Consider the following 20,180-nt stretch of genomic DNA (forward strand, 5'->3'; position numbering starts at 1 on the left):
TTCTGACATAACTCAAATTTTGGGGTTATACATAGGATCACTTAAAATTGACGTTTTTCTGAAAAACCAATGTGCTAAAACATCTATTTGACGAGCTATATCAGCAAATTACGTGTGCTGTTGGCATTCGTTTGTAAATAGAAAAAACATCAATGTCCCATTGTTCTTATATTTCTCTGATCTTAGATCTTTTATTACTACATATATATAGAGATCTCTTAACTGGTGCTTGCCTTTGCAATTACACTAAATGAAGGCAACTCATTGTTTATTAAGACTGTTATTACTACGAGTTGTAGCCCTACCATGTATAATGCCAAGCGCTTTCATGTATCATTCAAAGTGAGCACATTAACAATTCCAAGTTCCACCATGTAGAGCCGAAAACGCCACCAGCAATCACGTTAAGTGTTTCCATGTATGATTCGAAGCTCTATTTTAAGTAATTTCATGCATGGTATATCCCGCCTGTTGATGTCTCATTTTAAGTAATCTATGCATCATTCGAAGCGTTACATGTACTATTCGAAGTGTTTTATGTGACATTCGAAGTGCTTCATGTAGTATTGCTGCCTATATTTTAAGAGTTTCATGTATCATTCGAAGTGATTTATGTATAAACCGACTCTAACAAAGGATCGTGACGAGATGAGTGTACCTGCCAATCTGAATGAAAATGCCCCTATTAACGGGGAACTGGTTGAGCGTTCAGCTACGGATTTGGTTGATTCAACAAGGAAGTATAAGCATCATTTTGTTAAAGAGTCGGGCACGCACTACCGCATATCCAACAATGTCATTTCCAACCTTCTACAGATGTCGAACGATGCATGGCGCGTATTTGAGAGCATTACGAAGGAGTTAGACATCTACCCTGACGAACTGGTGAATGACGGCGCGTTCTTGGAGATGTTTTACCGTGGCGAAGCTCATATCCCCCTTAAATACCGTACAGTGAAGCTCTTTGCTAAAGACTATATTAAGGCTTACAGTCTGACTGAAACGAATGGCTATCGGGACTTTACTCTGAATTCACTTGCTTTGTTTGAAGAGCCGATTAAGCACTTTTCCTTTTCGAAAAGTAATACGCTTGATATTACCATCACGCATCCAGTGTCAAAAATCACTTTTCATACACAAGTGCGCAACGATGAAGGGGAGCGCGTAACGCGGGTTGTATCTTCAGAAAGTATTCGACGTAATGGCGATACTACGTCCGTTGGTAAGATTTGGAGCGCACATAGTATTACTTTCGTATTGGATGAAGAATTGATTCTACATATGCTTCTGCTTCGTAATTTCTTCACTCGTATAGAACGAAAAAGCGCGGAGAGACTATCAAAAGCGTGTGTGAAGCTGTACACGCTTCTTTTAATGCACAAGGGAAGCTCAAAGCCAGTAGACGGCGCTTGGATGATTCAGCTTGATTTAAATCAGTGCAACGCTCTTACTTCAACCAACTATCAATCAATAGTGGCATATGCCAATAACTTCCGTTTGGCGGATGAATTGAATCGAAAAACGGAACTTGAAGTGCACATTGATAAGGACAACCGAACTAAAGAGGGAAAGAAATTCACCCATCTCAATATCTTTTTCTCTGAAAAATCGGCGAAAGTAATGGCTGAAATTGGTATTGAGAAGAAAATTACCCGCAAATTGAAAATGCGTCCTCGCTGCTTAGTTGGAAGTGATGCCGAAGGACGTTGGGCACGAGAGAATATTAAAATCTTGCTTGATTATAAAGCCAAGCTTCAAGAAGTTGGACGCGTCTTGCCAAAGGCAGATAGAGATCGTCTAGATACTTATTACAGTATTATCGGTCAAAAGTAGGGGGAAACTGCATGGCTTTTGAGTACTACGATGAGTGCGTAGCAGCAGGACTAGATCCTAAAGAAGTGAAGCGAATTGCTAACGGTCTGTCTCGGTATGCAAAGCAAGCTGAAGAACTTGGAATAACAGTTTTTTCCGGTACAGGTACCGGTTCATTACGTTTCAATGATGGTGGTAATGGCAAACTCATTATTGCTGAACTGGATGGTGATTACGATGGTGGTGACGGAGCCGATTCAGAAGATGCTAATGGGCTGCGTCGTGGCGAATGGTAACGAGAGGGAATATACGTGACAACTTTATCTACAGAAGGACTCAAAAGAGTCATGGACGCTCAAAGAGACGCAATTGCTGAACAATTTGATGTTTCTCCTTTTTGGGTAGATTTTTGGGGCACTACTTTAACGTGTGTTGCTATTTCATAGTGCTAGCGTTAGCTATGTGTGTTGTTCATGTACTGTTTCGGTTTTTCTTTCCCGAAAAAACGAGTTGTAAGGGGTAGAAGTATCCGACAAAGCAGCAACCATATTGGTTTTTCTAAAAAACCAAGTTCCCTAGCTTACCCGCTTGTTCCTAGTAGGCTATCCGTCACAGCGAACGGGGAATTTCGTATTGCAATGTTGGCATGTGTGGTCAAAACTGGCACCTGAATGACAGTCATCATCAGGTAGCTGAACGGTTTCTTCACACTGAGGACATTCACATTCAAAAATCGTAACTTTGTATGCCTTAACTTCAGTGGCTGCTGTATTGCTATCTGTCATTGTCCAAGTTTCCTAATTGGCTTTTTTGCTTTTTCGAGGAGTCGGCCAAGCAGGTTTGCTCTTGTCTTCACCCGACAGAGGAATAGATGAAGCATTGGTTTTACGGCCAACTTTCATCAACCTTTCAGACTCTTTTGCTACAAGTTTTCTGTGCTCTTTTTCGGCTAAATCCATGTTCATGTTTCCAATATCAGTTATGTTTGTAGTTACGGCTACATTTACACGCTAATTCATAGTAAATTACCGCATCCAGATCAGCAATTTCTGCACCTTTCTTTTCGATGGCTCCATCCCGAATGCACAAGCAACCACCTTCAAAATACTCGCGGTTTTGTTTGATGCGTTCACGTTCTTTTTTCCACAAATCTTGATTCTCAGTGCTAGCGCAAATGGAGTTCCAGCCCATTGTCTCTATGTTTTGAGTCTCATTGAAGCCACATTCATCTTGAACCCTAAGTGGTCCTGTTGCGCCTACTAGAGCAGCTTTGGCTGCGTTCACGCCGCGCTCAAATGCTTCTTTTTGTTCATTTTCTGTCATACGAATTTTCCAATGTCAATTATTGCTTGGGGCGAACTCTTCCATAATCGCGATATAGTATTGAAATTTACCATCGTCATTTACAAAATAAGCTTTAGCATTCATTACCGAAGCCACCAGCGAAACTATCGCTTTTAGAGAGTAGATACTTTCAATTTCATCAAATTCATTTCGATAGACCTGCATGGGAACCTTTGAACGCTGTGCGACAGCTTCACTTCTGGCTTGCGGGGTTATCGAAAAGGTTCCCTCTGTTAGCTCAGGAATTACTAATTTTCGTCCAAATTGTTCCAGTTTTTCAAAAAAAGTTTTTTGTTCATCGGTCAACACTATATGCGGTAAATGATGTGCAAAGCGAAAAAACTCACCTTCGACCGAGTAGACTCCAATTAAGCAACCTTTAACTGTCTTTAGGTCGTGGGTTTGAGCTATCAGTTGGACATTGAAATCCTTGTCATGTGAGTGGAACTGCATGTTGGCTCTTTGCAAGCACTCACTAAAACTCTTTGACTTAGCAGCCATTTCATCTATAGCAGCCTTCATAATGTTAGGTCTGGCTATATTTGGATTGCTTTCAATCATCATTACTCATTAGTTGTTGGTCTGGAAGAAGTCTTGAAAGCCTTTCAGAGCAAGGCCACCAGCCAGTTTCCAGAGAATTACAAATACCGAACCGATTAGCTCAATTCGCTGTGGAAAGTCTTGGTTTTATCGCTGACTTTCCAGAGAGAACTAGCGCCCTATCGGTTACTTAAACCGCTGATAACGAGAGCAAACGCCGATATCGTCACCAACGATTTCCAGACTATGAAAATCTACAGTTTAGTTTTCCATAAAAAGATCTACATAGTACTTCGAAGTTTCCTAATTGGCTTTTTTGCTTTTTCGAGGAGTCGGCCAAGCAGGTTTGCTCTTGTCTTCACCCGACAGAGGAATAGATGAAGCATTGGTTTTACGGCCAACTTTCATCAACCTTTCAGACTCTTTTGCTACAAGTTTTCTGTGCTCTTTTTCGGCTAAATCCATGTTCATGTTTCCTATATCAACGCTTCTCCAACAGTGGACGCATTACTTTATTCCTGAAATCTCGCTTAGTGCCACCAGAACGTTTAAAAACCTCTAAATGCGCCGCATCTGCGCGAGCTAATAGAACTGGGTCGTTGAGGTAATGCTTAATAAGAAACGCAAAGCTCCTCTTTTTAATTGCATCTAAGTAGATAGTAGGCAGTGAATAAACCAGTGCTATCAGTGCTAATATTTGCATTACATTTGATACGCCAATACTTTCCATGATGTTTCCCATTAGGCTGATGTTAAGGTCACTTGACCGAAATCGTACTCGGCTAGGGTATCTACCACACCCTCAATGCGACTTCCCAACTCTTGGTAGTTGTTATTGTCCCACACAAGAACGGTAGATATGTTTTCATCTAGATCTTTAAGATACTCCAAATCTTCGAGGGAGCTAATTGGCTGTCGATCTTCAATGCCATCTTCAACTGAACGAACCTCGAAAGTACACTTTTCACTTAACTGTTCATGATAAGAAAGGAAGTGAACCAGCACTTGATTGCTAAAATTACCTGCTGGCGTGTAGTTGCCCTTTCCTAATCGGAACAAAGCCACAGCTTCACCAGTTTGAGGGCAGAATAAATCCTTGCTAGTACTCATACGAAGTTTCCTACTTCATTTTTAGTCGGTATTTAGCGCTACAGGTATCGCAAACAAATAACTGCTCACCTGACTTTGGAGGATGGACTTTTCCTGTACATTCTGGTTTTGGGCAATCTGGTAAATGACGTTTTTCCCTGATAATTGGCTCAACCTGTTCGTTAACCTCTTTCTGCATCCTGTCCATCACTGGCTGCATCATTTGAAAAACATCACCAACCGAACAGTCCATTTCTTCCGCAACTTTCTGCGAAGAACCGTATTTTTCGAAAAGCTTGAAAGCTTTTTCACACTGTTCAATACCGTATTTATCTATCGCACTCACTTGCCACTTCCTACTCATTAAAGAATCTTGTATCAAATGTATTGACCGAAAACTCTGCCAAAGCGTGGCTCATGTTTTGGCCGATTAGTACGGGTAAGCGACCATCAAAGTGCTCTTTATTCAACTCGACAAGCGACGCTGCAAACTCTTTCCCTTTCCCTTTTAAAAAATACGATTCTATTTGGAAGAGTAGCAGTGTGGAGTCACTCCATTCATCTGATTCAAATGCTTTACTACCGTTGACGGCTATCATTCTTGATAGTGAACCTATCGCAAGGGCATACCAGTACTCGTTATACGGTGTTGAGCATAGCTTGATACGAGTGCGAGTATAGGCTAGTAACCTTGGATCATCGTCTGGTGGAGGTTGATTACCTCCAAATTGAAGTGCTTGTTTAGCGTCATTCATCCAAACAGCCTTATTTCCTTCTTCAATAATCTTACTGAGCAGTGTATTAAATTGTGGATTTTTAAGCCCTTTTGCAAAACCATTAGCCCACAATCTGTGTGATGGAAGTGGCGTGTCTCGAACAGGATTCTTTGAGCTACAGTAAGTGGGTATGATGTTCTTGTGCAGAATTAGCTCTGCTGCCAATTCAATTCCTTTCTTCATACGATGTTTCCCATTTAATTAAATGTCCAACGTCTAACTTGTTCGAGACGTTTTATTTTTTGCTTCTGCGCTCTATCCCGACCTTTGAAGTAGTCAGTTAGTGGTGCGTACTGTTCAAGCCCCATTACGGCAATGTTTTTGACATTTGCAGTGCTCATACCAGAAAGGAGTGCAATATCTTCAAGTGCCCATCGTGTTTTAATTGCCTCAGTCACAAACGTCCTGATTAATGACAGTCTCGTTATTCCCACGGCATCAAGATTGGCATTACTAATCAAAGTATCTAAATGTCTATTTAACTCGTGTGGGACAATTCTTGCTCTCGATGTTAGTTGCCCTCGGCTTTGCGTCTTGTAAGGGCGTAACTCAGCGTTAACGACGAATGCAGCATTAGGGTCGAAGCCACAGTAAGCAGTGTGGGGCATCTGATTGACTCCAAACTTCTTTAGAATGCCAATGTATTCCTCAATGTCACTTTGCAGCTCAGGGTTTAGTAGAATTGGCCTCTCTTTACCATTGTGAGCGATCTCACTTGGCAGAACGAATATCTCATTCAAGTTACCCGTCTGAGTGACAATTGCACTAATCGGTAACAAAGTGATTTCAATTTCTCTAAGACTAGCCATCAACGAAAGTTTCAATGGTAATAACTTCAATATATTTAACTCAGAATCTCTTGGCGAATTACGCTTCAAGAGGGTTTTCCATTCTGATTTTTCTAGCGGTCTACCTTTCATGATGTGCGCACATATTTTATTTGTGCGCAAATCTTAGCATAATTGTTTAAATAAGCAACAGGTAGATAGCTAACTGTATGATGATCAATAAGAAGTGAGCCACATAGGAAACTCGCGCTGGTGGTTTTTCAGAAAAACCGTTTTCCAATTATTTTCCCAATCATCGAAATATCGTCTATGCTGTTTGAGTAGAGCACCGCTTTTCAAAAGTGTTGATGACGTGGAAATAAGTGACTAGCTCTGCTCACTCCACATTGAGGGGCATACTCGTACAATGTGCAATTCCGCCGAATAGGCGGGGCGTGATTTCATGGCTTAGTTGCTTGCATCGCTAGGAGTCACAAAAATGTGATCTGTCAGATTTCCGCCGAATAGGCGGCTCAACTACTACCGAATAGGTAGCTGACATAAACACGATCACATGTAAAACTACCGCCGAATAGGCAGAGAAGTAATAGAAGCCCGTCTTTTTTGACGGGTTTTCTATATCTAAACCTATCAATTCGCGTTTTCCCCCAAAGTCTTATGTTCTGGTGTGTTATCATCACTAACACGCTTAAAAAGCGGATGTGTGTTTTTCTCCCAATACAAGGAAAATGCACATATGCATAAAGCAAAAGCAAAAGCAAAAGCAAAAGCTCGTAGCCTCTCTCCAAATGAGATCAACAAATTTGTAAACGTTGCCTATTAATGTCCAACCCTCAACTAAAACGGGCGGCATTGGCTTTGTCCTTTTCCACACTTCGGGTATCCGAACTGGCACAGATAACTATTGCTGATGTACTTGCACCAACAGGCGAAATTAAAACTGAACTAGCTTTGAGGGCTGCATTGTGCAAAAGACGTAAACCTCGTGTTATCTGGTTAAGTAATCAAGCTAAAACACTCCTGCAAGAATGGTTCGATTTCCGTAAATCCAAACAATGGGCTACTACGCTCGTTACTGAGTACCAAGGACTAAATCCAAAATCTAAGGTACTGCTAAACCAGTCAGGGCGTTCGTACTCGATGAAGCAAAAAAATAGAGTCAATCAACAGGGCGAAACGGTCACTTATATTGCCTGTGATTCGTTGGAATTGTTGATTCGTAACACGTTTGCTAGGTGCGGCTTGAAAGGGGCTTCTTCGCATTCTGGTAGACGGAGCTATGGCACGAACATGAATGCGTTAGGTGTTGAATTGTCAGCGATACAAAGAGCTTTAGGTCACGCTGAACCGTCTATGTCATTAGAGTATATAGACGTATCTGGTGAGCAACTTTCAAGGGCAGCGAATCTAGCATTTTGAGTTAGGAACGAAAAAGCCCCGACACGAATGTCGAGGCTTTCCGAAACTTGCCTTGCGGCTAAAATTTAAACTTGCCTTGCGGCTGTACCGTAATATTAGGGATATTTAGCTCAAACGTCAATAGCACTATTGGATCAGGTCTCTCATACCAATAGAAATGATCACGCCTTTTCTAATTTTTTCTAACGTTTCGTCAGAGACTCTTTGAGCTGGAACATGTGTTTTTTGTTCTGCATGGTAAAGGTCTTGAAGGCGTCCTCCGTCAATCGTGGTAACGAGATTGCATAACGCCCAACGTTCTACACCATAAGGGTATCGAGGGGTCGTAGGCATATCCGTAGGAGTAAGTTTTACGTGAAAGCCTTGAGACTCAGGCTCTTTTTCTTTCTTCTTGGCTTCTTCTTTAGTTGCACTGATAGGAACGACGATATAAGCCCCTCTATGCTTTCCGATTACAACAACAAGTCTGCACTTAATAATTTCATTTGGTATGCGATAGTTGTAATCGAGTTCAGCCTCATTTCTTGAAACGGTAGTACCGCCAGAAGTGGATTTGAACATGCCAAAATTGCAGTCATAAACGTAGCCAATACGGACATTTCCGTTAATTCTAAGTTGTGCCATCTTTTTTTACAGTCCTTTTCGCGCTACGAGTAAGGACTTCTCTAGCCCAATCGCTTACGGAATCATGATTTTTAGCTGCAAGTTTCCACAGTGCCTTATCTTCGTCAGAGCACCGTATTTCTTGTTTTTTATCAAGAGTATCGTCTTGCTTAGGACGACCTCTAGTGCGTTTTTCTTTAGTCATAAGGTTTATTTTCTGTCATGACATATATTAAGTCAAGATGTTTGCTTTTCACACTGCGGTATGTATAATTATTGTCATGACAATTAATTGCTTTTATATGAACATGAAAACTATTGAGTCAAAGGCTGAATATGAAGCCAAGTTGTCCAGAGTCGGAGAGTTGATGGACAAACAAACCTTGAGTGAATCAGAAGAACGTGAGCTTCAAGAGTTAGCTGACATTATTGAAGCATATGAGAATATTCACTACCCAATCTAACGAGGCAAATACATGGATCTACATAAATTAGCAAAAATGAGTGAGTCGGAAATCGCTGAATGGGTTCGTAGCAACACTGATAAATTTACGTTATTGCCTGACAGCGAGTTAGAAACCATTATTATTGCTCGTGACCGTTGGGAAGAGAGAGCAACGGAGTTAGCCAGCGATGTTGGCACACTACTCAACATTGAAGTTGGTGAGCACAGTAACGCGAATTGTCCTGTCCAGAATGCCCTTGATGCGGTTTATCAGGCAACACAAGCTAACCTGCGCCATAAGGCATTAAAAGAGCGTTTAGGTAACGTTCTTGACGGTAACAAACTTAACTAGGGGAATTTATGTTTGAAAAAGTCATGAAATTTTATGCAGTCAACGCAACAGTGATAGTGGATGATAGAAGGAAAGTTTTTATAGATACGAATGCAGCTGATGCATTAGACAGGATTCAGCAAGTATATGATTTCCGGCTTAATATGGCGGACGAAAACTGCGGGTACAATCTAGATAATGGTATGATTTTCACGAATGGACATCATTACGTAGCCTATGAGATGTATCCTGGCCCCGAAGCAGGAAGTGTTTTAGTTCTTACCTCACGATGTTCTGATCTAAACCTTGATGACGAAACAAGTAAAGCTTGGGTTGCTAAAGGTATCCTAAAAGCAAGAAAGCAAAAAGATAAAATATTAAACAAAATTCCGCACTAGGGGAAAATCAGGCTTATGAACGAAGCGGAATTTGATTATGGAAAGCTGTTCCATTCTCATGAGGAAAAGCCGGATTATAAGGACAAGAAGAACCCATTTTCTGAATTTGAAATGGGGTTCAGAAAAGTTCGCGTGAATAAATCTGGTGCAGGTTTCGTCAAAGCTGGAACTGTAAAATACTCTAGAAGTGGTCTAGAAAAGCACATTGGTAAATGGGTGTTTGTTTGGGTAGATCACTATTATGGGGTTACTGCTAAAGTAGGTTGTGATTGGCTTAATCAAGACCTATCTAATCGAATTACTGGTGTCACCTGTAATAAATTGCAAGAGGGATAGATATGCCGACCATCTACGTTAGTGAATCTGAAATGGAAGCCTTTCGTTACTTCGAGGGTATCGTTCATGCGCTTAGTGAATCGAATGTAACGGAAGAGTGGCTCAAAGAATACGATGAAAAAAACGCCATATTTTACAGTTTCGAACGTAAGTTTAGGGCGGCTCAAGAGTCAGAGGATAAAAAGCGATTGGTCGCTTCTACTCTCAAGAAAATTAAACAATTACACAAGTAGGGAAATGTAGTGAACACAGAATCCGTTCAAAACGATAATTTGTCTATAAGCGTTATCGTATATCTATTGGTTGCAGTATTCAACGTATCTAGTTTAGGGCTGAATATTTGCTTGCAGCTTTTTAGTAACGTTTTGAGTCTTGGTTTTGTTGGGGGGCTGACTGTTTTGGGGCTTTTGGCTGTTCTGAAGTATTTACCACATCGAATCGGCCTGTTTTCATGCATATTGATTACCGCATTTGTCAGCTTTATATCCACAGGTGTCGGAATTTTTATAGCGTTTTTATTTGTATAGGGTAATTACATGGCAGGTTTAACTATTTATAGCATTCGGCCAGAACCTAAAGAGGCGGTATGTATCGGCTGTGGGTGCAGTGATACCAATGCCTGTTTTGAAAACAACCAGGCATGTTATTGGTTAAAAGTGGATAGAGAAAAGCAGCAAGGCGTTTGCTCAAGCTGTCCTGAATTCTTAGCTCAATTTAAGTAGGGAATATATGTCTCGGTATGACTTTCAAGGTGAATTGCAAAATGAGCTTACAGAAAAGCTTGAAATAGCAATAGAAAATGTCACTAAGAGCACTCGTAAAATGCTTGCACAAGATGTATATGATTTACTCTCAATTTCAGTACATAGCACTGGTTTAACCAGTGAAGAAAAATGGGAGCTAATCAATAGCAGGATGGGGCAATATTTGAACAACTACGTAGATAGTGAAGAAAAGTTTTCCGAGCACGTAATGAAAGAGCTTGATGTGGTTCGCAAGCCTTTAATTGAAGAGTAGAGGGAAAATCGTTCGTGCTTTTATCAAATGATGAACAAAAACTCTATCAAGAAGCCTCTAAAATTGGCGGTGTTCTTAGAAAATTAATGGATTCTGACGAACGAAAACTCGCAAATAAAATGGTAAAAGATGGCTCTTTGAGCAAGGGCACGTCAGACGATAAACAGCGAAGTGTTTGCTATTTCGCTAACTGAAACGAGATTTGGGGAAAATGAAATGAAATACGCACAAGGTGAAGTGTCATTTGAGTTTAAGGCACTTGTGAAAGAAGCGGTAAAAAGTGCCGATTCAGACGAGAAATTAAATGCTTTCATGAACGTTCTGCACGATGCAGTTCTTACTGCTAAAAACGACCCTGACGGGCTACGTGCTGCTGTTAAATTCTTGAAAAGCTCAAAGCAGGGGTAAATCGTGAAAAATTGTACTTGTGGTGTAGAGGTGATCATCGAGCATGAGGGTAGCAAATATTTTGCTTGTTGCATTGAATGCACTTACCAAACTAAAGAAACTTTTTTCGAACTAAGCGAAGCTGAAACCGCTTGGGACAATGGCGAAATTGAAAAACTCTACTAACGGGGAAATTGGCAACACCCTTTAGATCGACCACTGGAAAAGTATCTTAAGATTTCTATTTTTCTGGAAAACCTACGGAAAGTTGGCCTAGCTTACGTTTCCAGTTAATTTCCAGATAGGGATATAAATGGTATGAACAGCAACATAGTCCAACACTACGGAACGTGGTTAAAAAAGGACTGCAAGGAATTAGGGCGCGGAAGAATCAACACATTGTCACTAAATGGCTTTAAGGGAACACCGCACACCCTCATTAAGCTTGAGGATGGCAGCCCTATACAACGAGCTAGAGAGTTAGCCGACAAAATGATGCAGTCTTACGAGTTTGACTGCAAAGCGATTCACCTTGTTTTGTTGGATTGTAAAAGCATGGACAACCTAACGGGTTACGTTGTTTATCGAAAGCTGATTAAGTGAGGAAATAATGGCTAAAAAAATTACGGGTGACACTTGCCCTCATTGTGGCGGCAAGTCTGGTTACTACAAAAACACTATCTTTCGCGTTAGGCAGGAATTCCCGTTTGATAATCCAGTTAATCCTCTCGCCTATTACACGCAACTTAGCGGCGGCATTCGAATGCAGTGTATTGATTGCAACAAAGACGTTTCTACAGAGTGAGTCGGCAGCATGAAGTTTGAAAAAGGTCAGGAAGTTGATTGGCTACACGGTGACAACTATCGCTTTGCTACCATCATTGACGTTGAGCCTAATCGAGTGAAGTTACAAGGCATAACTCGCACGTATTGGATGAGCAAGGAAGCGCTAGCTAATCGAATTCGTTTAACTTACCGCCCTAAAAGCACAGGCTTTTAGATAAGGACGAACAATGACAACAATCACATTAGAACTTAGACAGGCTACCCAAGAATTCAAAAGCCGAATCAATGGCTACAACCACGTTATCAACTACGTAGAGCCTCCTTTTCCTATCGGCTCGATAGAGAGCTACAAGGCACAACTCGACCTTGCTAACGAGTACCTAGCCAAGCACCCTGAACTCAATAATGATGATTTTAATCAAGTTGGTATGCCGCTTTACGTCAAAAAGGATATGACACAACGATTAGTTAGAGAGCACTTGCTAAGCAACCCCGAAGCTTTACGCAACAAGAAACGAAAGCCAAACCTAAGCGAACTACTTTGGGACGCATACATGGTGCTTGACCACGGCGACCACGACGAACGGCTAGAAATGTTAGATAAACTTGAAAAACATTTTGATAAGTTCGGAAGACCGACTACCAGAAGCTGACGAGGGAAATTTATTATGGCTAGATGGCACAAAGAAACTAAGCTTCTCGGACTGCGTATCTACGTTGGCACAACATGAGCATACTAGATAATTTGATCAATCGAATGGGTGTGTTCGCTTTCTCTACAGAAGAAAAACGATTCAAGCAGGAATTAACCGAATCGAATTGGAAATCGCGAATTGATTATAAACGCGCCATCCGTGTTGCTCGAAAGGTAAGATAGAGTTCGTTGTTTCAAAAAGTGTCTTTTTTAATTAAATAGTAGTGCGCACTACCATTTGTTGTGTTATCATAGCCCTGTCAGTTAATTTTAGCCGCAGAGGGCTTTTCATGTTCATGATCAATCGTAATCTTCATCCATCCGTTCGTTACAGCTTTCAAACGGAAACGTCAGGCTCAACCAAACCTATGTTGGTATCAGAGTTTTTAAGCCTTCCGCAGTCTAAAGAGAAATTAATCGCCGTCTTTGATGCTTCAAAGCAAGTGTCTACGCACGTATGGTCTGTGCTGAAAGGCTGGAACCCTAACGCGTACAGTGATTTAGTCTGCAAGTTTGTAGGGTTTATCGATAAGCAATCCCGCATTTCTGAGAACAGTGGGTTCATCGATGCCGCGATTGATGATGAAATCACGGTTATGGATGCGGTCTACTCTTGGTTTTGTGACGAGCCTGTTAAGGTCAGTCAGTTTTCACTCTATCTTGATGGCACGCGTGAACTGGTAGACGTTGATTTGGAAGGTTTAGGTAGTATTCGTCGCGTAGTGCTACCGATGAATATTAAACGTGGGGATATGTTCAATGTCTACTACGGTGAAAGCTCGAAAGGGGGCGCGTTTTGGGAAGGTGACTTAATCACAACGCTAACCACTTTTTTAGAAAAACAAGCGGCTTGACGTTCGGTATGGAGGGCTAACAATGAGTGCAACAATGGTTGAATTTGTTAAGAATGAATCGGCAACCTCTGAGTTGGAACGCAATTTCCAAAGTTGGTGTAATGAGGTTGCAAAGCAAATGGGCACCTTGATTGATAACGATTGGGCGTTCGATTTGTTTGCAGATGGATGTAGCGTAGAAGATGCCGTGGTTGAAATGACACCCAAATAAGTAACGTAATCGGCTTCGTATGACAAAGCGTATTCATTGAATGCGCTCTTTTGAGTGGTTAGAAACCCCTGAAATCGCCGCAAAGTCGGCTTAGGAAAATTAATGACTAATTTGATACGACTTAGAAGTAACGGCGCACCAATGCGATTTAAAACAAAAGCTATCATGTGTATTAAGGTTTTACCTTTTTGGTTAGCTGTTGCCTATTTCGGCAATAATGAACAATATGAATGGATTCCTTCATTCGTATTAGGGATATTACTTTTTCTAGCGTTGTTCGTTACTGTGGCAATTGTCACCAGTTGTAAAACTAGACACGCAGTAGAGCTATATGAAGAGCAGTTGAAGCAACTAAATAAAGCTACCCTAATCAAATACTCTCAATCCTCTGAACTGGACTACGTTGAACGCGAATCAGCAATTAATGTATTAAACAAATGGCATTCTGGATGGTCTGTTTCGAATTAACAGGTCAAATCGTTGGTGCTTTAAACTTAGACGGAAACTAATCACATGAAAGAAAGTTTTACACTGAAAGAGTTAATCGAAAAATATGGTAAAGAGCCTGATTTGATGATCACTACCGATGCAGACGCCCTAGAACGTAGCAGCGTGACCGATGACATTGCCGATATGTATGCCATTTTTTTTCATGAAAAGGCGACAGGCGGGTGTATAGTCTATGGTAAATACGGCTATGCAGACAAAACATGGTCAATTGATCCTCATCTTCGATATGTGGTTCATCATCTCGCTAAACTGCAAATACAACGTAATGCAGATGCGCTTTCAATGCCTTTATCTGATGCTGAACAGCGCTTATTAAAAGAAGCTTCAAGCACAGGCGGTGTTTTGCGAAAACTGCTTGATGCTGAAGAGAGGCAGCTTGCCAACGAGATGGTTTCCAGAGAGCGTTTTCTATTTCGCTATATAGCTAAAAGGCACTTTTCTTGAAAAACGTGTAAGGAGTTTTATGCAAGCTTACTCAAATTCAGTCAAAATGGGTGAGTGTTCGGTGGATGTTTACGCACCTGAAATCGACACTGAATCACAGATGTATTTAGGCAAGCTGCATTTAACTAGAGCAAACTCTGTGGACACCTTTTGTGGCACTCAGGCAACGCTGTGGCTGATAAACGCAGGCGATTTTGAGTGGGTTACACAGGCTGACCCTGAAGGGCAACTATGCCAACGCTGCAAAAGAGCAGCAATTAAATACCTTAAATCTGAACAGGCGAAGCATGACACTACACCTAGCGCTTGAGTCTCTTTTGCTGATATCTCTTATCTAATTGTTTTTCAATTAATATTTATTCACCATGTGATGTAAAAAATGTGATGTTAAGCATGTTTTAATAGTGTGCACTATCGTTATTTGCGATATAATTAGCCTTGTCGGTTAAGGAAATTACTACGAGGTTTTTCACATGAGCACAGTTACTACTTTTAATCCTACAATCACACCAATTACTAACTTCGAAGGCCAAATCATCGTTGGTCAGTGGGTTACTTGTTCACTTTACGGTTTGGGCTTAGGTGTTATCTACGCCATCGATGACAACGTGAATCGCGGTATGGTCACTTGCACTAAAGGTGCTGTGACAACAATGCGTGATGGTGGCAATGTGTTTGTTGCTTTCCTTACAGGGCGCAAGTCTACACTGAGTGAAGTGTTACTGCGTAAAGGTATTCAGTTTGCGCTGGTGGACAAAGGTCTTGCATCCCAAGACACTATTGACTCTCTAGTGACGCAAAGCCAAGAGCTAGATGCCAAACTTGCGGCAGATAAAGCGCTTTCTGAGAAAATGTACAAAGAAGAAGTGAGCGCATTGCGTTCTGATGCTTCACTTAGTTATCTAGTGAAATTTGATGAGCGCTACCCAAGCGCAAGCAAAGTGGCAAAGAACCTACGCGCTGAACTAAAAATCGCATTCAAGGGTATTAAATTTAAGGTTACAGCTTCAGGCCGACGTGCAACGGTTACATGGACGGATGGTGCAAGCCAACAACAAGTTCGTCAGTTACTTGATCGCTACATCACCGATCGTCTTGATGAGTCTCAACAACAACGCATACACACATTTACACCGTTTAACGAAGTGTATGGCTCTGTTGATAGCATCAACTTTGACCGTAACTACTCTGATGAAATGGTAGAACAGGCGCTCTCTATCGTTTGTGATGAGCACCAAACCGCAACCTATAGCGTTGAGCAATACCGTGATGGTCGTTTGTTCAATGTTCGTTTTGATGACTGTCAGGCGTACAGCGTCTATCACTTAGTGAAATTTCACCTTATCAATCACGCAGTGATCTAATGGTCTTGGCGGGTAGCTCCCGCCATGCTTCGAATCTTTGTTTGGGATTAATTTCAGGAACGTTTTAATTATGTACGAATGTTACTCATCATGCCCTCATTGCGGCAAAGTGGCGCTGTCACGCTCAAACCCTAAAACCTACGCTCTGTCTTTTGATGCTTGTCCTCACTGCATGTTTTTGCGTTGGGAGTCGGCAGTCAGTTGTGATTCAATGCATCGCGTTGAAATATGGCAAGGGATTTTAAAAGAGCGTGGATTGACGCTTGCGCAGCTACGCAGCGAGCTTTCTAGCGTTACGGCTGACGAATTAGGTGATACTGCTTTTCGCTATGATACGAGCCGCAAAGCCAATACAGCCCCTTACACAAAGTTAGGAGGCTTGTCTTTGTATTGCATGGATTCGCGTTGGTATCGCAAAAACTATCTCATGTATTACCCAACAGTGCGCCATATCGCACGCTCAGCGATTAATTCTCTTAATAGTTGGCTGCAAGGCTCTGCAAAACCAGTAGAGCGCCCAACGCCCACCAGCTACATAGATTGGATTGTGCACTCAACAGACCAAGCGGTGTGTTCTGATAACTTCCCTTTTTAGTTGTATTGATTGGATCTAACATGGGCTACTTTTTCAGGAAAACTGCTCACAATTATTGTTAAGAGAATAAAAATGAAAACAGCGACAATCACACAGATAGCAAAAACGATGTTTTATAGTCACGAAGCCTATATTCAACAGCCGAACGTTGGGCAATGCCGCTTGGTTGCTATTCACAATTACGATGATAGCACCGCAAAGAAATATGAAGGTTACAACGACTCTACACTTGTTTCGTTGAGGCCAGTAACAGGCGGTAATCAGTTTCAGGTAATGATAGACAACGATTCACTTTTTGACGTTGTAGAAGTCAAGTAGGGAGTTAACCATATGTCGAAAATTCAAAAACTCATGCTGCAAGCGTCAGGCGTTCAATTGACTATTGAGAAGAATATCGAAGGAGCGATTTTTGTAACAGTAGGGCAAGGTCTTATTTTTCAGGCGGTGGAACTGTCCGACATTTCATTGCGCCATGTTGTAGCACAAAGCGTCTTAGAGTCCGATAGTTATTCGATGCAGGTAGGGACGAATAACTATCATCTTACATTCGAAAACCTAAATAAGATTAGTGCGTTTTTGAATTGCGCCATTGAAAACATCACTTAGGCTACATTGTTTGACAGAGACAGAAATGCAACTACCTGATTGGACACCGCCGAAATGCCCGAAATGCGGAGCTGATGCAATGTATCATCGATTAGTGAGCCATGTTCCCACGACTGAAGCATTTAGAACTAAAAACGGTTGGTATTGCGCCGAATGTAATGCAGGCGCTTTCCAGTTGGGTGGTTATTCTGAAAACGATGCTGCGCAATTTGCTCTCGCTCTTGTCAACAAAACAACTGGCTAGTTATGCCATGTCTGCAAGCTGACTTTTCCATTAATGTTTTTCTGAAAAACCACCAGCGCTGCTGTTGATCGCTGGCATTCTTATTTAAAATTGACTACTTACATTTGCCACAAATAATCACCGACAAATAGAATTTAATAGTGCGCACTACTGATATTTGTGTTACATTATTTGTGTCAGTTAATTATCTCTGGCGCGTTCTTTAACAATCAGACGAACTATCAAATTCCTACCGTAAGGCGTTCAACGTTATTTCAACCGCTGGAGGAAATCATGAATAGCGCATCGTCTGAAGAGTACACATCCCAAACAAATTGCGGTCAGACCTTGATACTTGAGGTCTTTGGTGAGGTCGGTTCTGTCAGTAAAATGACATTAGGAAATCGATTTTTCATAGCCGTGAAATGTTATCCGCTGAATAGCGATAATCCCGATCTAGTCAATTGGTTTTTTGACTACTACAACAACTATGCGTGGTTATTGGATTGGCATGAGTTGAAAGCGGGTTGGTTATGCTATCAAAAGGCGCAGAAACAACGCTGTGATAGTGTTCCTAATGCCTTTTGGCATTACTATTCAGGTAAGCGGATTAAAATAGCTGGCCGAAAGGGAGCTGTTTTTAGCTGGGTGTGAGGTTTGGAGCGGAGAAATCCGCTCCCATTACCACTAGAGGGAATTTAAGGCTATGGCTGAGTTCGACCTAAACAAGATGAATGAGGCGCTTTATAAGCTGAAAGACAGTCCTAAAGCGCAACGGACTGCGGAAGCTGCGTTTAACCAGATGCACCGATTTTCTAACGATCATTTACATGTTCAAGGTGCCAGTGTAGCAGCTCAAAAAAGTGAAGTTCTCTCGATGCTCATTGATGATATGAGCGCCGAAATTTTAAATGAACCAGCGTAAGTGGGGAAAATAGTGTCTTTAACTACCAAAGCCTTTTTAATCGCAGTGCCTATTGCGGTTCTTCTACAGTCGATGGTATTGATTATCGGCTTTGCCATTTACCGTGAAAACTTCTATGTGCCAGTAACAAACATCATTGGTATTTGTTCTGGCTTACTGGCCTTCTTTCAAGTGAAAAAGTACTTGGAACGTAAACAATCCAAATAGTGGAGAATTTCGTGGCTAAAACAATCTGCGAACACTGCAAAAAACCAACCAATACAGCAGTAATTGACCACAACCAAGACGGTAAGTGTTTAGCCACTTTTGATAGTGTATCGAAGTCTTACAATAAAGGTTGTGGCTATGAATCAGCGGACGAACTAGACCAAAAATCCGCTGATGAAATCATCAATCAAGATTAGTAGGGAATAATAACATGTTGCTAACAATATCAAATCAAGAGCTATCTCACACTGGAAAGGTTGTACAGATACGCCAGTATTTGAAACGCTGTAGCGGAAAGGTAACAACCTATAGCTTTACCGTTGACAGCAATACTTTGTCAGTGCTACCACCATTTAAGTCTTTCTTTCAATGGCGGTTTTGTTGACTTATGGCCATCAACTGGCAAATGGAGCGTAAACGGCGATAAATCCGCGCAAGGTTTGGATGCATTATTTCAGTTCTTAGAAAACAAACGATTAGGCGACTAGCTATCAGGCAATAGGTAGCAAGCAGCACTTTGTTTGAAGATACAATAGGGCGGGTGTTTGTTTTTCTAAATGGGTAAGTTTCGATAAAAACAGATTTTAAGTACAAAAATAGTGCGCACTATTATTTGTTGTGTTATATTGGTTGTGTCAGTTAATTTTAAGGAAGCACAATCATGCACGAGTTATTACCTAGTGAGCAACAGGCTTATGACTTTGTAAAAAGAATTGGGCTAGAACGCGCTCAGCGCATTTTAGCCAGCATTTGTAGACGCTTTGACCGCCGCTACGACAAAGCGTGTGACTCAAACTTAGTGCCCATCAACCGCGAATGGATTCGACGTACTGAACTCGAAGTTGAGTTAACACATCGACTCAAAATCGGCATGACTTTGGTGGATGACTCAAACACGCCAGAGGCGGCACATCAGCGCATACTTGAACGAATTGAGGCACGCAAAGCAAGAAGAGCAGGGCGAGCAATTGCCGCTCAATCTGCACACAATTGATTTCTGGCAGCGCGTATAGGTTACGTGCTGCATTCAGCTTTGAATGGCACAACTTTTTCTGAAAAATAGCGAGCGACAAAATCAATGAAGCTATCCATTACGTTTGATCAAAATACGTTTGAGGTGTTTGCCTCACTCCAAGAGAGTGTGGACACGCGCACACAGGTGAACATGAATTCAAAAGCGCTGAGTGCTCTAGATTACAAATGCGCCCATTTTTACTATGACCGCGGGGCATTTAATCAGACCCCGACGGAACGCCAAGTAATCACATTTTTACGCGGCTTACTTAAAAATATCGGGCTAAAGCTGAGTAAAGAGCTTTTGCGAAATATCACCATTACCGCCTGTGATGCCGAGTACTTGGTGTTGCAATTGGCAGACCCCCAGCAAAATAAATAATACATAAATGCTCTGTGAACTGTAGATCGTTAACTGACTTTTCAATTTACTCATTGCTCCACTAACTGACCTTCGCCCCT

General features: G+C 41.5%; 46 protein-coding genes. 34 read left to right on the forward strand and 12 right to left on the reverse strand.

The annotated features are described in order from the left end of the window. Positions 1-648: 648 nt before the first annotated feature. Both P4S58_RS23130 and P4S58_RS23135 read left to right on the forward strand, forming a co-directional pair. On the forward strand, positions 649-1,833 hold the full coding sequence (locus P4S58_RS23130; RefSeq protein WP_337166120.1) for a hypothetical protein: 1,185 nt from the start codon (positions 649-651) through the stop codon (positions 1,831-1,833). 11 nt (positions 1,834-1,844) lie between these two features. Next, the gene (locus tag P4S58_RS23135; protein WP_337166122.1) at positions 1,845-2,108 is read left to right on the forward strand and encodes a hypothetical protein; all 264 of its coding nucleotides are present in this window, start codon (positions 1,845-1,847) and stop codon (positions 2,106-2,108) included. A gap of 306 nt (positions 2,109-2,414) precedes the next feature. Here the strand turns inward: P4S58_RS23135 and P4S58_RS23140 are convergent, their stop codons facing one another. From P4S58_RS23140 to P4S58_RS23185, 10 genes are all read right to left on the reverse strand, one after another. Then, positions 2,415-2,597 carry a hypothetical protein gene (locus P4S58_RS23140; protein WP_337166124.1) on the reverse strand — a complete coding sequence of 61 codons (183 nt, stop codon included), beginning with the start codon at positions 2,595-2,597 and terminating at the stop codon, positions 2,415-2,417. Between the two features lie 12 nt (positions 2,598-2,609). Continuing rightward, positions 2,610-2,771 carry a hypothetical protein gene (locus tag P4S58_RS23145; RefSeq protein WP_337166127.1) on the reverse strand — a complete coding sequence of 54 codons (162 nt, stop codon included), beginning with the start codon at positions 2,769-2,771 and terminating at the stop codon, positions 2,610-2,612. 16 nt (positions 2,772-2,787) lie between these two features. Further along, positions 2,788-3,135 (reverse strand): hypothetical protein, encoded by a 348-nt coding sequence (locus P4S58_RS23150; protein ID WP_337166129.1) that lies wholly within the window; start codon positions 3,133-3,135, stop codon positions 2,788-2,790. Positions 3,136-3,150: 15 nt separating this feature from the next. Continuing rightward, entirely contained in the window at positions 3,151-3,717 is a 567-nt protein-coding gene (locus tag P4S58_RS23155; protein ID WP_337166132.1) for a DUF6882 domain-containing protein, read from the reverse strand. Between the two features lie 282 nt (positions 3,718-3,999). After that, on the reverse strand, positions 4,000-4,161 hold the full coding sequence (locus P4S58_RS23160) for a hypothetical protein (protein ID WP_337166127.1): 162 nt from the start codon (positions 4,159-4,161) through the stop codon (positions 4,000-4,002). Between the two features lie 16 nt (positions 4,162-4,177). Then, entirely contained in the window at positions 4,178-4,426 is a 249-nt protein-coding gene (locus P4S58_RS23165) for a hypothetical protein (RefSeq protein WP_337166134.1), read from the reverse strand. Positions 4,427-4,437: 11 nt separating this feature from the next. Further along, a complete protein-coding gene (locus tag P4S58_RS23170) occupies positions 4,438-4,806 on the reverse strand; it encodes a hypothetical protein (protein ID WP_337166136.1) in 369 nt (122 codons plus the stop codon). A gap of 10 nt (positions 4,807-4,816) precedes the next feature. Next, on the reverse strand, positions 4,817-5,149 hold the full coding sequence (locus tag P4S58_RS23175; protein WP_337166138.1) for a hypothetical protein: 333 nt from the start codon (positions 5,147-5,149) through the stop codon (positions 4,817-4,819). Next, positions 5,142-5,744, reverse strand: coding sequence for a hypothetical protein (locus P4S58_RS23180; protein ID WP_337166140.1), 603 nt, complete (start codon positions 5,742-5,744; stop codon positions 5,142-5,144). The genes P4S58_RS23175 and P4S58_RS23180 overlap by 8 nt, the downstream gene beginning before the upstream one ends. A gap of 14 nt (positions 5,745-5,758) precedes the next feature. Next, complete coding sequence (locus tag P4S58_RS23185; RefSeq protein ID WP_337166142.1) at positions 5,759-6,439, reverse strand: hypothetical protein; 681 nt, start codon at positions 6,437-6,439, stop codon at positions 5,759-5,761. Positions 6,440-7,171: 732 nt separating this feature from the next. Between P4S58_RS23185 and P4S58_RS23190 the strand changes: the two genes are divergently transcribed. Continuing rightward, positions 7,172-7,768, forward strand: coding sequence for a tyrosine-type recombinase/integrase (locus P4S58_RS23190; RefSeq protein WP_337166146.1), 597 nt, complete (start codon positions 7,172-7,174; stop codon positions 7,766-7,768). Positions 7,769-7,894: 126 nt separating this feature from the next. On the opposite strand, the gene P4S58_RS23195 is transcribed toward P4S58_RS23190, so the two are convergent. Together P4S58_RS23195 and P4S58_RS23200 are read right to left on the reverse strand one after the other, a co-directional pair. Then, positions 7,895-8,392, reverse strand: a complete 498-nt coding sequence (locus P4S58_RS23195) for a type II toxin-antitoxin system PemK/MazF family toxin (protein WP_337166148.1) — start codon at positions 8,390-8,392, stop codon at positions 7,895-7,897. Next, positions 8,379-8,576, reverse strand: coding sequence for a hypothetical protein (locus P4S58_RS23200; RefSeq protein ID WP_337166149.1), 198 nt, complete (start codon positions 8,574-8,576; stop codon positions 8,379-8,381). The genes P4S58_RS23195 and P4S58_RS23200 overlap by 14 nt, the downstream gene beginning before the upstream one ends. Positions 8,577-8,673: 97 nt before the next feature. Here P4S58_RS23200 and P4S58_RS23205 point away from each other — a divergent pair, with 97 nt between their 5' ends. The 31 genes from P4S58_RS23205 to P4S58_RS23355 all read left to right on the forward strand — a co-directional run bounded on the left by P4S58_RS23205 (position 8,674) and on the right by P4S58_RS23355 (position 20,100). Further along, the gene (locus tag P4S58_RS23205; RefSeq protein WP_337166150.1) at positions 8,674-8,835 is read left to right on the forward strand and encodes a hypothetical protein; all 162 of its coding nucleotides are present in this window, start codon (positions 8,674-8,676) and stop codon (positions 8,833-8,835) included. A gap of 12 nt (positions 8,836-8,847) precedes the next feature. Next, the gene (locus P4S58_RS23210) at positions 8,848-9,168 is read left to right on the forward strand and encodes a hypothetical protein (protein ID WP_337166151.1); all 321 of its coding nucleotides are present in this window, start codon (positions 8,848-8,850) and stop codon (positions 9,166-9,168) included. An 8-nt stretch (positions 9,169-9,176) separates the two neighbouring features. Continuing rightward, complete coding sequence (locus tag P4S58_RS23215; protein ID WP_337166152.1) at positions 9,177-9,545, forward strand: hypothetical protein; 369 nt, start codon at positions 9,177-9,179, stop codon at positions 9,543-9,545. Between the two features lie 15 nt (positions 9,546-9,560). Next, complete coding sequence (locus P4S58_RS23220) at positions 9,561-9,881, forward strand: hypothetical protein (RefSeq protein WP_337166153.1); 321 nt, start codon at positions 9,561-9,563, stop codon at positions 9,879-9,881. A 2-nt stretch (positions 9,882-9,883) separates the two neighbouring features. Further along, on the forward strand, positions 9,884-10,114 hold the full coding sequence (locus P4S58_RS23225; RefSeq protein WP_337166154.1) for a hypothetical protein: 231 nt from the start codon (positions 9,884-9,886) through the stop codon (positions 10,112-10,114). A 9-nt stretch (positions 10,115-10,123) separates the two neighbouring features. Beyond that, entirely contained in the window at positions 10,124-10,408 is a 285-nt protein-coding gene (locus P4S58_RS23230; RefSeq protein ID WP_337166156.1) for a hypothetical protein, read from the forward strand. A 9-nt stretch (positions 10,409-10,417) separates the two neighbouring features. Then, the gene (locus P4S58_RS23235) at positions 10,418-10,603 is read left to right on the forward strand and encodes a hypothetical protein (protein ID WP_337166158.1); all 186 of its coding nucleotides are present in this window, start codon (positions 10,418-10,420) and stop codon (positions 10,601-10,603) included. Between the two features lie 7 nt (positions 10,604-10,610). Further along, a complete protein-coding gene (locus P4S58_RS23240) occupies positions 10,611-10,898 on the forward strand; it encodes a hypothetical protein (protein ID WP_337166160.1) in 288 nt (95 codons plus the stop codon). Positions 10,899-10,912: 14 nt separating this feature from the next. Beyond that, positions 10,913-11,092 carry a hypothetical protein gene (locus tag P4S58_RS23245; RefSeq protein WP_337166161.1) on the forward strand — a complete coding sequence of 60 codons (180 nt, stop codon included), beginning with the start codon at positions 10,913-10,915 and terminating at the stop codon, positions 11,090-11,092. A 22-nt stretch (positions 11,093-11,114) separates the two neighbouring features. Next, complete coding sequence (locus P4S58_RS23250) at positions 11,115-11,306, forward strand: hypothetical protein (RefSeq protein WP_154715458.1); 192 nt, start codon at positions 11,115-11,117, stop codon at positions 11,304-11,306. 3 nt (positions 11,307-11,309) lie between these two features. Next, a complete protein-coding gene (locus P4S58_RS23255; protein WP_337166164.1) occupies positions 11,310-11,471 on the forward strand; it encodes a hypothetical protein in 162 nt (53 codons plus the stop codon). Positions 11,472-11,603: 132 nt separating this feature from the next. Further along, a complete protein-coding gene (locus tag P4S58_RS23260; protein ID WP_337166166.1) occupies positions 11,604-11,888 on the forward strand; it encodes a hypothetical protein in 285 nt (94 codons plus the stop codon). Positions 11,889-11,895: 7 nt separating this feature from the next. Beyond that, positions 11,896-12,090, forward strand: a complete 195-nt coding sequence (locus P4S58_RS23265; protein WP_337166167.1) for a hypothetical protein — start codon at positions 11,896-11,898, stop codon at positions 12,088-12,090. A gap of 9 nt (positions 12,091-12,099) precedes the next feature. Beyond that, positions 12,100-12,285, forward strand: coding sequence for a hypothetical protein (locus P4S58_RS23270; protein ID WP_337166169.1), 186 nt, complete (start codon positions 12,100-12,102; stop codon positions 12,283-12,285). Positions 12,286-12,298: 13 nt separating this feature from the next. Continuing rightward, complete coding sequence (locus tag P4S58_RS23275; protein ID WP_337166170.1) at positions 12,299-12,724, forward strand: hypothetical protein; 426 nt, start codon at positions 12,299-12,301, stop codon at positions 12,722-12,724. 331 nt (positions 12,725-13,055) lie between these two features. Next, positions 13,056-13,619, forward strand: a complete 564-nt coding sequence (locus P4S58_RS23280) for a hypothetical protein (protein ID WP_337166171.1) — start codon at positions 13,056-13,058, stop codon at positions 13,617-13,619. A 22-nt stretch (positions 13,620-13,641) separates the two neighbouring features. Next, complete coding sequence (locus P4S58_RS23285) at positions 13,642-13,830, forward strand: hypothetical protein (RefSeq protein ID WP_337166173.1); 189 nt, start codon at positions 13,642-13,644, stop codon at positions 13,828-13,830. Positions 13,831-13,932: 102 nt separating this feature from the next. Further along, a complete protein-coding gene (locus P4S58_RS23290) occupies positions 13,933-14,298 on the forward strand; it encodes a hypothetical protein (RefSeq protein WP_337166174.1) in 366 nt (121 codons plus the stop codon). 45 nt (positions 14,299-14,343) lie between these two features. Continuing rightward, positions 14,344-14,784 carry a hypothetical protein gene (locus P4S58_RS23295; protein ID WP_337166175.1) on the forward strand — a complete coding sequence of 147 codons (441 nt, stop codon included), beginning with the start codon at positions 14,344-14,346 and terminating at the stop codon, positions 14,782-14,784. A 19-nt stretch (positions 14,785-14,803) separates the two neighbouring features. After that, positions 14,804-15,094 carry a hypothetical protein gene (locus P4S58_RS23300; RefSeq protein ID WP_337166177.1) on the forward strand — a complete coding sequence of 97 codons (291 nt, stop codon included), beginning with the start codon at positions 14,804-14,806 and terminating at the stop codon, positions 15,092-15,094. 163 nt (positions 15,095-15,257) lie between these two features. Next, positions 15,258-16,148, forward strand: coding sequence for an LPD29 domain-containing protein (locus tag P4S58_RS23305; RefSeq protein WP_337166179.1), 891 nt, complete (start codon positions 15,258-15,260; stop codon positions 16,146-16,148). Between the two features lie 70 nt (positions 16,149-16,218). Next, positions 16,219-16,743, forward strand: coding sequence for a hypothetical protein (locus P4S58_RS23310; protein ID WP_337166181.1), 525 nt, complete (start codon positions 16,219-16,221; stop codon positions 16,741-16,743). Between the two features lie 72 nt (positions 16,744-16,815). Further along, complete coding sequence (locus P4S58_RS23315; RefSeq protein WP_337166183.1) at positions 16,816-17,061, forward strand: hypothetical protein; 246 nt, start codon at positions 16,816-16,818, stop codon at positions 17,059-17,061. Positions 17,062-17,073: 12 nt separating this feature from the next. After that, complete coding sequence (locus tag P4S58_RS23320) at positions 17,074-17,349, forward strand: hypothetical protein (protein ID WP_337166185.1); 276 nt, start codon at positions 17,074-17,076, stop codon at positions 17,347-17,349. A gap of 25 nt (positions 17,350-17,374) precedes the next feature. After that, entirely contained in the window at positions 17,375-17,593 is a 219-nt protein-coding gene (locus tag P4S58_RS23325; protein WP_337166187.1) for a hypothetical protein, read from the forward strand. A 273-nt stretch (positions 17,594-17,866) separates the two neighbouring features. Next, on the forward strand, positions 17,867-18,226 hold the full coding sequence (locus P4S58_RS23330; RefSeq protein ID WP_337166189.1) for a hypothetical protein: 360 nt from the start codon (positions 17,867-17,869) through the stop codon (positions 18,224-18,226). A gap of 52 nt (positions 18,227-18,278) precedes the next feature. Then, entirely contained in the window at positions 18,279-18,497 is a 219-nt protein-coding gene (locus P4S58_RS23335; RefSeq protein ID WP_119564959.1) for a hypothetical protein, read from the forward strand. 12 nt (positions 18,498-18,509) lie between these two features. Further along, positions 18,510-18,704 carry a hypothetical protein gene (locus tag P4S58_RS23340; protein ID WP_337166191.1) on the forward strand — a complete coding sequence of 65 codons (195 nt, stop codon included), beginning with the start codon at positions 18,510-18,512 and terminating at the stop codon, positions 18,702-18,704. Positions 18,705-18,715: 11 nt separating this feature from the next. Further along, positions 18,716-18,901 carry a hypothetical protein gene (locus P4S58_RS23345; protein ID WP_337166192.1) on the forward strand — a complete coding sequence of 62 codons (186 nt, stop codon included), beginning with the start codon at positions 18,716-18,718 and terminating at the stop codon, positions 18,899-18,901. Between the two features lie 464 nt (positions 18,902-19,365). Further along, a complete protein-coding gene (locus P4S58_RS23350) occupies positions 19,366-19,698 on the forward strand; it encodes a hypothetical protein (RefSeq protein WP_337166194.1) in 333 nt (110 codons plus the stop codon). Positions 19,699-19,782: 84 nt separating this feature from the next. Continuing rightward, complete coding sequence (locus P4S58_RS23355) at positions 19,783-20,100, forward strand: hypothetical protein (RefSeq protein ID WP_337166195.1); 318 nt, start codon at positions 19,783-19,785, stop codon at positions 20,098-20,100. Positions 20,101-20,180: the final 80 nt, after the last annotated feature.

The organism is Vibrio sp. Hal054 (assembly GCF_037162405.1).
Taxonomy (GTDB): Bacteria; Pseudomonadota; Gammaproteobacteria; order Enterobacterales; family Vibrionaceae; genus Vibrio; species Vibrio diazotrophicus.

Excerpts from the sequence above, each read along its gene's own strand:
- P4S58_RS23220 (WP_337166153.1), top strand. The coding sequence starts at position 9,561 with ATGAACGAAGCGGAATTTGATTATGGAAAGCTGTTCCATTCTCATGAG.
- P4S58_RS23205 (WP_337166150.1), top strand. The coding sequence starts at position 8,674 with ATGAACATGAAAACTATTGAGTCAAAGGCTGAATATGAAGCCAAGTTG.
- P4S58_RS23150 (WP_337166129.1), bottom strand. The coding sequence starts at position 3,135 with ATGACAGAAAATGAACAAAAAGAAGCATTTGAGCGCGGCGTGAACGCA.
- P4S58_RS23215 (WP_337166152.1), top strand. The coding sequence starts at position 9,177 with ATGTTTGAAAAAGTCATGAAATTTTATGCAGTCAACGCAACAGTGATA.
- P4S58_RS23355 (WP_337166195.1), top strand. The coding sequence starts at position 19,783 with ATGAAGCTATCCATTACGTTTGATCAAAATACGTTTGAGGTGTTTGCC.
- P4S58_RS23140 (WP_337166124.1), bottom strand. The coding sequence starts at position 2,597 with ATGACAGATAGCAATACAGCAGCCACTGAAGTTAAGGCATACAAAGTT.
- P4S58_RS23170 (WP_337166136.1), bottom strand. The coding sequence starts at position 4,806 with ATGAGTACTAGCAAGGATTTATTCTGCCCTCAAACTGGTGAAGCTGTG.
- P4S58_RS23325 (WP_337166187.1), top strand. The coding sequence starts at position 17,375 with ATGCAACTACCTGATTGGACACCGCCGAAATGCCCGAAATGCGGAGCT.
- P4S58_RS23335 (WP_119564959.1), top strand. The coding sequence starts at position 18,279 with ATGGCTGAGTTCGACCTAAACAAGATGAATGAGGCGCTTTATAAGCTG.
- P4S58_RS23240 (WP_337166160.1), top strand. The coding sequence starts at position 10,611 with ATGTCTCGGTATGACTTTCAAGGTGAATTGCAAAATGAGCTTACAGAA.
- P4S58_RS23180 (WP_337166140.1), bottom strand. The coding sequence starts at position 5,744 with ATGAAGAAAGGAATTGAATTGGCAGCAGAGCTAATTCTGCACAAGAAC.
- P4S58_RS23135 (WP_337166122.1), top strand. The coding sequence starts at position 1,845 with ATGGCTTTTGAGTACTACGATGAGTGCGTAGCAGCAGGACTAGATCCT.
- P4S58_RS23320 (WP_337166185.1), top strand. The coding sequence starts at position 17,074 with ATGTCGAAAATTCAAAAACTCATGCTGCAAGCGTCAGGCGTTCAATTG.
- P4S58_RS23275 (WP_337166170.1), top strand. The coding sequence starts at position 12,299 with ATGACAACAATCACATTAGAACTTAGACAGGCTACCCAAGAATTCAAA.
- P4S58_RS23250 (WP_154715458.1), top strand. The coding sequence starts at position 11,115 with ATGAAATACGCACAAGGTGAAGTGTCATTTGAGTTTAAGGCACTTGTG.
- P4S58_RS23235 (WP_337166158.1), top strand. The coding sequence starts at position 10,418 with ATGGCAGGTTTAACTATTTATAGCATTCGGCCAGAACCTAAAGAGGCG.
- P4S58_RS23195 (WP_337166148.1), bottom strand. The coding sequence starts at position 8,392 with ATGGCACAACTTAGAATTAACGGAAATGTCCGTATTGGCTACGTTTAT.
- P4S58_RS23300 (WP_337166177.1), top strand. The coding sequence starts at position 14,804 with ATGCAAGCTTACTCAAATTCAGTCAAAATGGGTGAGTGTTCGGTGGAT.
- P4S58_RS23175 (WP_337166138.1), bottom strand. The coding sequence starts at position 5,149 with ATGAGTAGGAAGTGGCAAGTGAGTGCGATAGATAAATACGGTATTGAA.
- P4S58_RS23130 (WP_337166120.1), top strand. The coding sequence starts at position 649 with ATGAGTGTACCTGCCAATCTGAATGAAAATGCCCCTATTAACGGGGAA.
- P4S58_RS23305 (WP_337166179.1), top strand. The coding sequence starts at position 15,258 with ATGAGCACAGTTACTACTTTTAATCCTACAATCACACCAATTACTAAC.
- P4S58_RS23265 (WP_337166167.1), top strand. The coding sequence starts at position 11,896 with ATGGCTAAAAAAATTACGGGTGACACTTGCCCTCATTGTGGCGGCAAG.
- P4S58_RS23200 (WP_337166149.1), bottom strand. The coding sequence starts at position 8,576 with ATGACTAAAGAAAAACGCACTAGAGGTCGTCCTAAGCAAGACGATACT.
- P4S58_RS23225 (WP_337166154.1), top strand. The coding sequence starts at position 9,884 with ATGCCGACCATCTACGTTAGTGAATCTGAAATGGAAGCCTTTCGTTAC.
- P4S58_RS23190 (WP_337166146.1), top strand. The coding sequence starts at position 7,172 with ATGTCCAACCCTCAACTAAAACGGGCGGCATTGGCTTTGTCCTTTTCC.
- P4S58_RS23330 (WP_337166189.1), top strand. The coding sequence starts at position 17,867 with ATGAATAGCGCATCGTCTGAAGAGTACACATCCCAAACAAATTGCGGT.
- P4S58_RS23285 (WP_337166173.1), top strand. The coding sequence starts at position 13,642 with ATGAGTGCAACAATGGTTGAATTTGTTAAGAATGAATCGGCAACCTCT.
- P4S58_RS23315 (WP_337166183.1), top strand. The coding sequence starts at position 16,816 with ATGAAAACAGCGACAATCACACAGATAGCAAAAACGATGTTTTATAGT.
- P4S58_RS23145 (WP_337166127.1), bottom strand. The coding sequence starts at position 2,771 with ATGGATTTAGCCGAAAAAGAGCACAGAAAACTTGTAGCAAAAGAGTCT.
- P4S58_RS23160 (WP_337166127.1), bottom strand. The coding sequence starts at position 4,161 with ATGGATTTAGCCGAAAAAGAGCACAGAAAACTTGTAGCAAAAGAGTCT.
- P4S58_RS23210 (WP_337166151.1), top strand. The coding sequence starts at position 8,848 with ATGGATCTACATAAATTAGCAAAAATGAGTGAGTCGGAAATCGCTGAA.
- P4S58_RS23165 (WP_337166134.1), bottom strand. The coding sequence starts at position 4,426 with ATGGAAAGTATTGGCGTATCAAATGTAATGCAAATATTAGCACTGATA.
- P4S58_RS23310 (WP_337166181.1), top strand. The coding sequence starts at position 16,219 with ATGTACGAATGTTACTCATCATGCCCTCATTGCGGCAAAGTGGCGCTG.
- P4S58_RS23280 (WP_337166171.1), top strand. The coding sequence starts at position 13,056 with ATGTTCATGATCAATCGTAATCTTCATCCATCCGTTCGTTACAGCTTT.
- P4S58_RS23295 (WP_337166175.1), top strand. The coding sequence starts at position 14,344 with ATGAAAGAAAGTTTTACACTGAAAGAGTTAATCGAAAAATATGGTAAA.
- P4S58_RS23290 (WP_337166174.1), top strand. The coding sequence starts at position 13,933 with ATGACTAATTTGATACGACTTAGAAGTAACGGCGCACCAATGCGATTT.
- P4S58_RS23155 (WP_337166132.1), bottom strand. The coding sequence starts at position 3,717 with ATGATTGAAAGCAATCCAAATATAGCCAGACCTAACATTATGAAGGCT.
- P4S58_RS23260 (WP_337166166.1), top strand. The coding sequence starts at position 11,604 with ATGAACAGCAACATAGTCCAACACTACGGAACGTGGTTAAAAAAGGAC.
- P4S58_RS23350 (WP_337166194.1), top strand. The coding sequence starts at position 19,366 with ATGCACGAGTTATTACCTAGTGAGCAACAGGCTTATGACTTTGTAAAA.
- P4S58_RS23270 (WP_337166169.1), top strand. The coding sequence starts at position 12,100 with ATGAAGTTTGAAAAAGGTCAGGAAGTTGATTGGCTACACGGTGACAAC.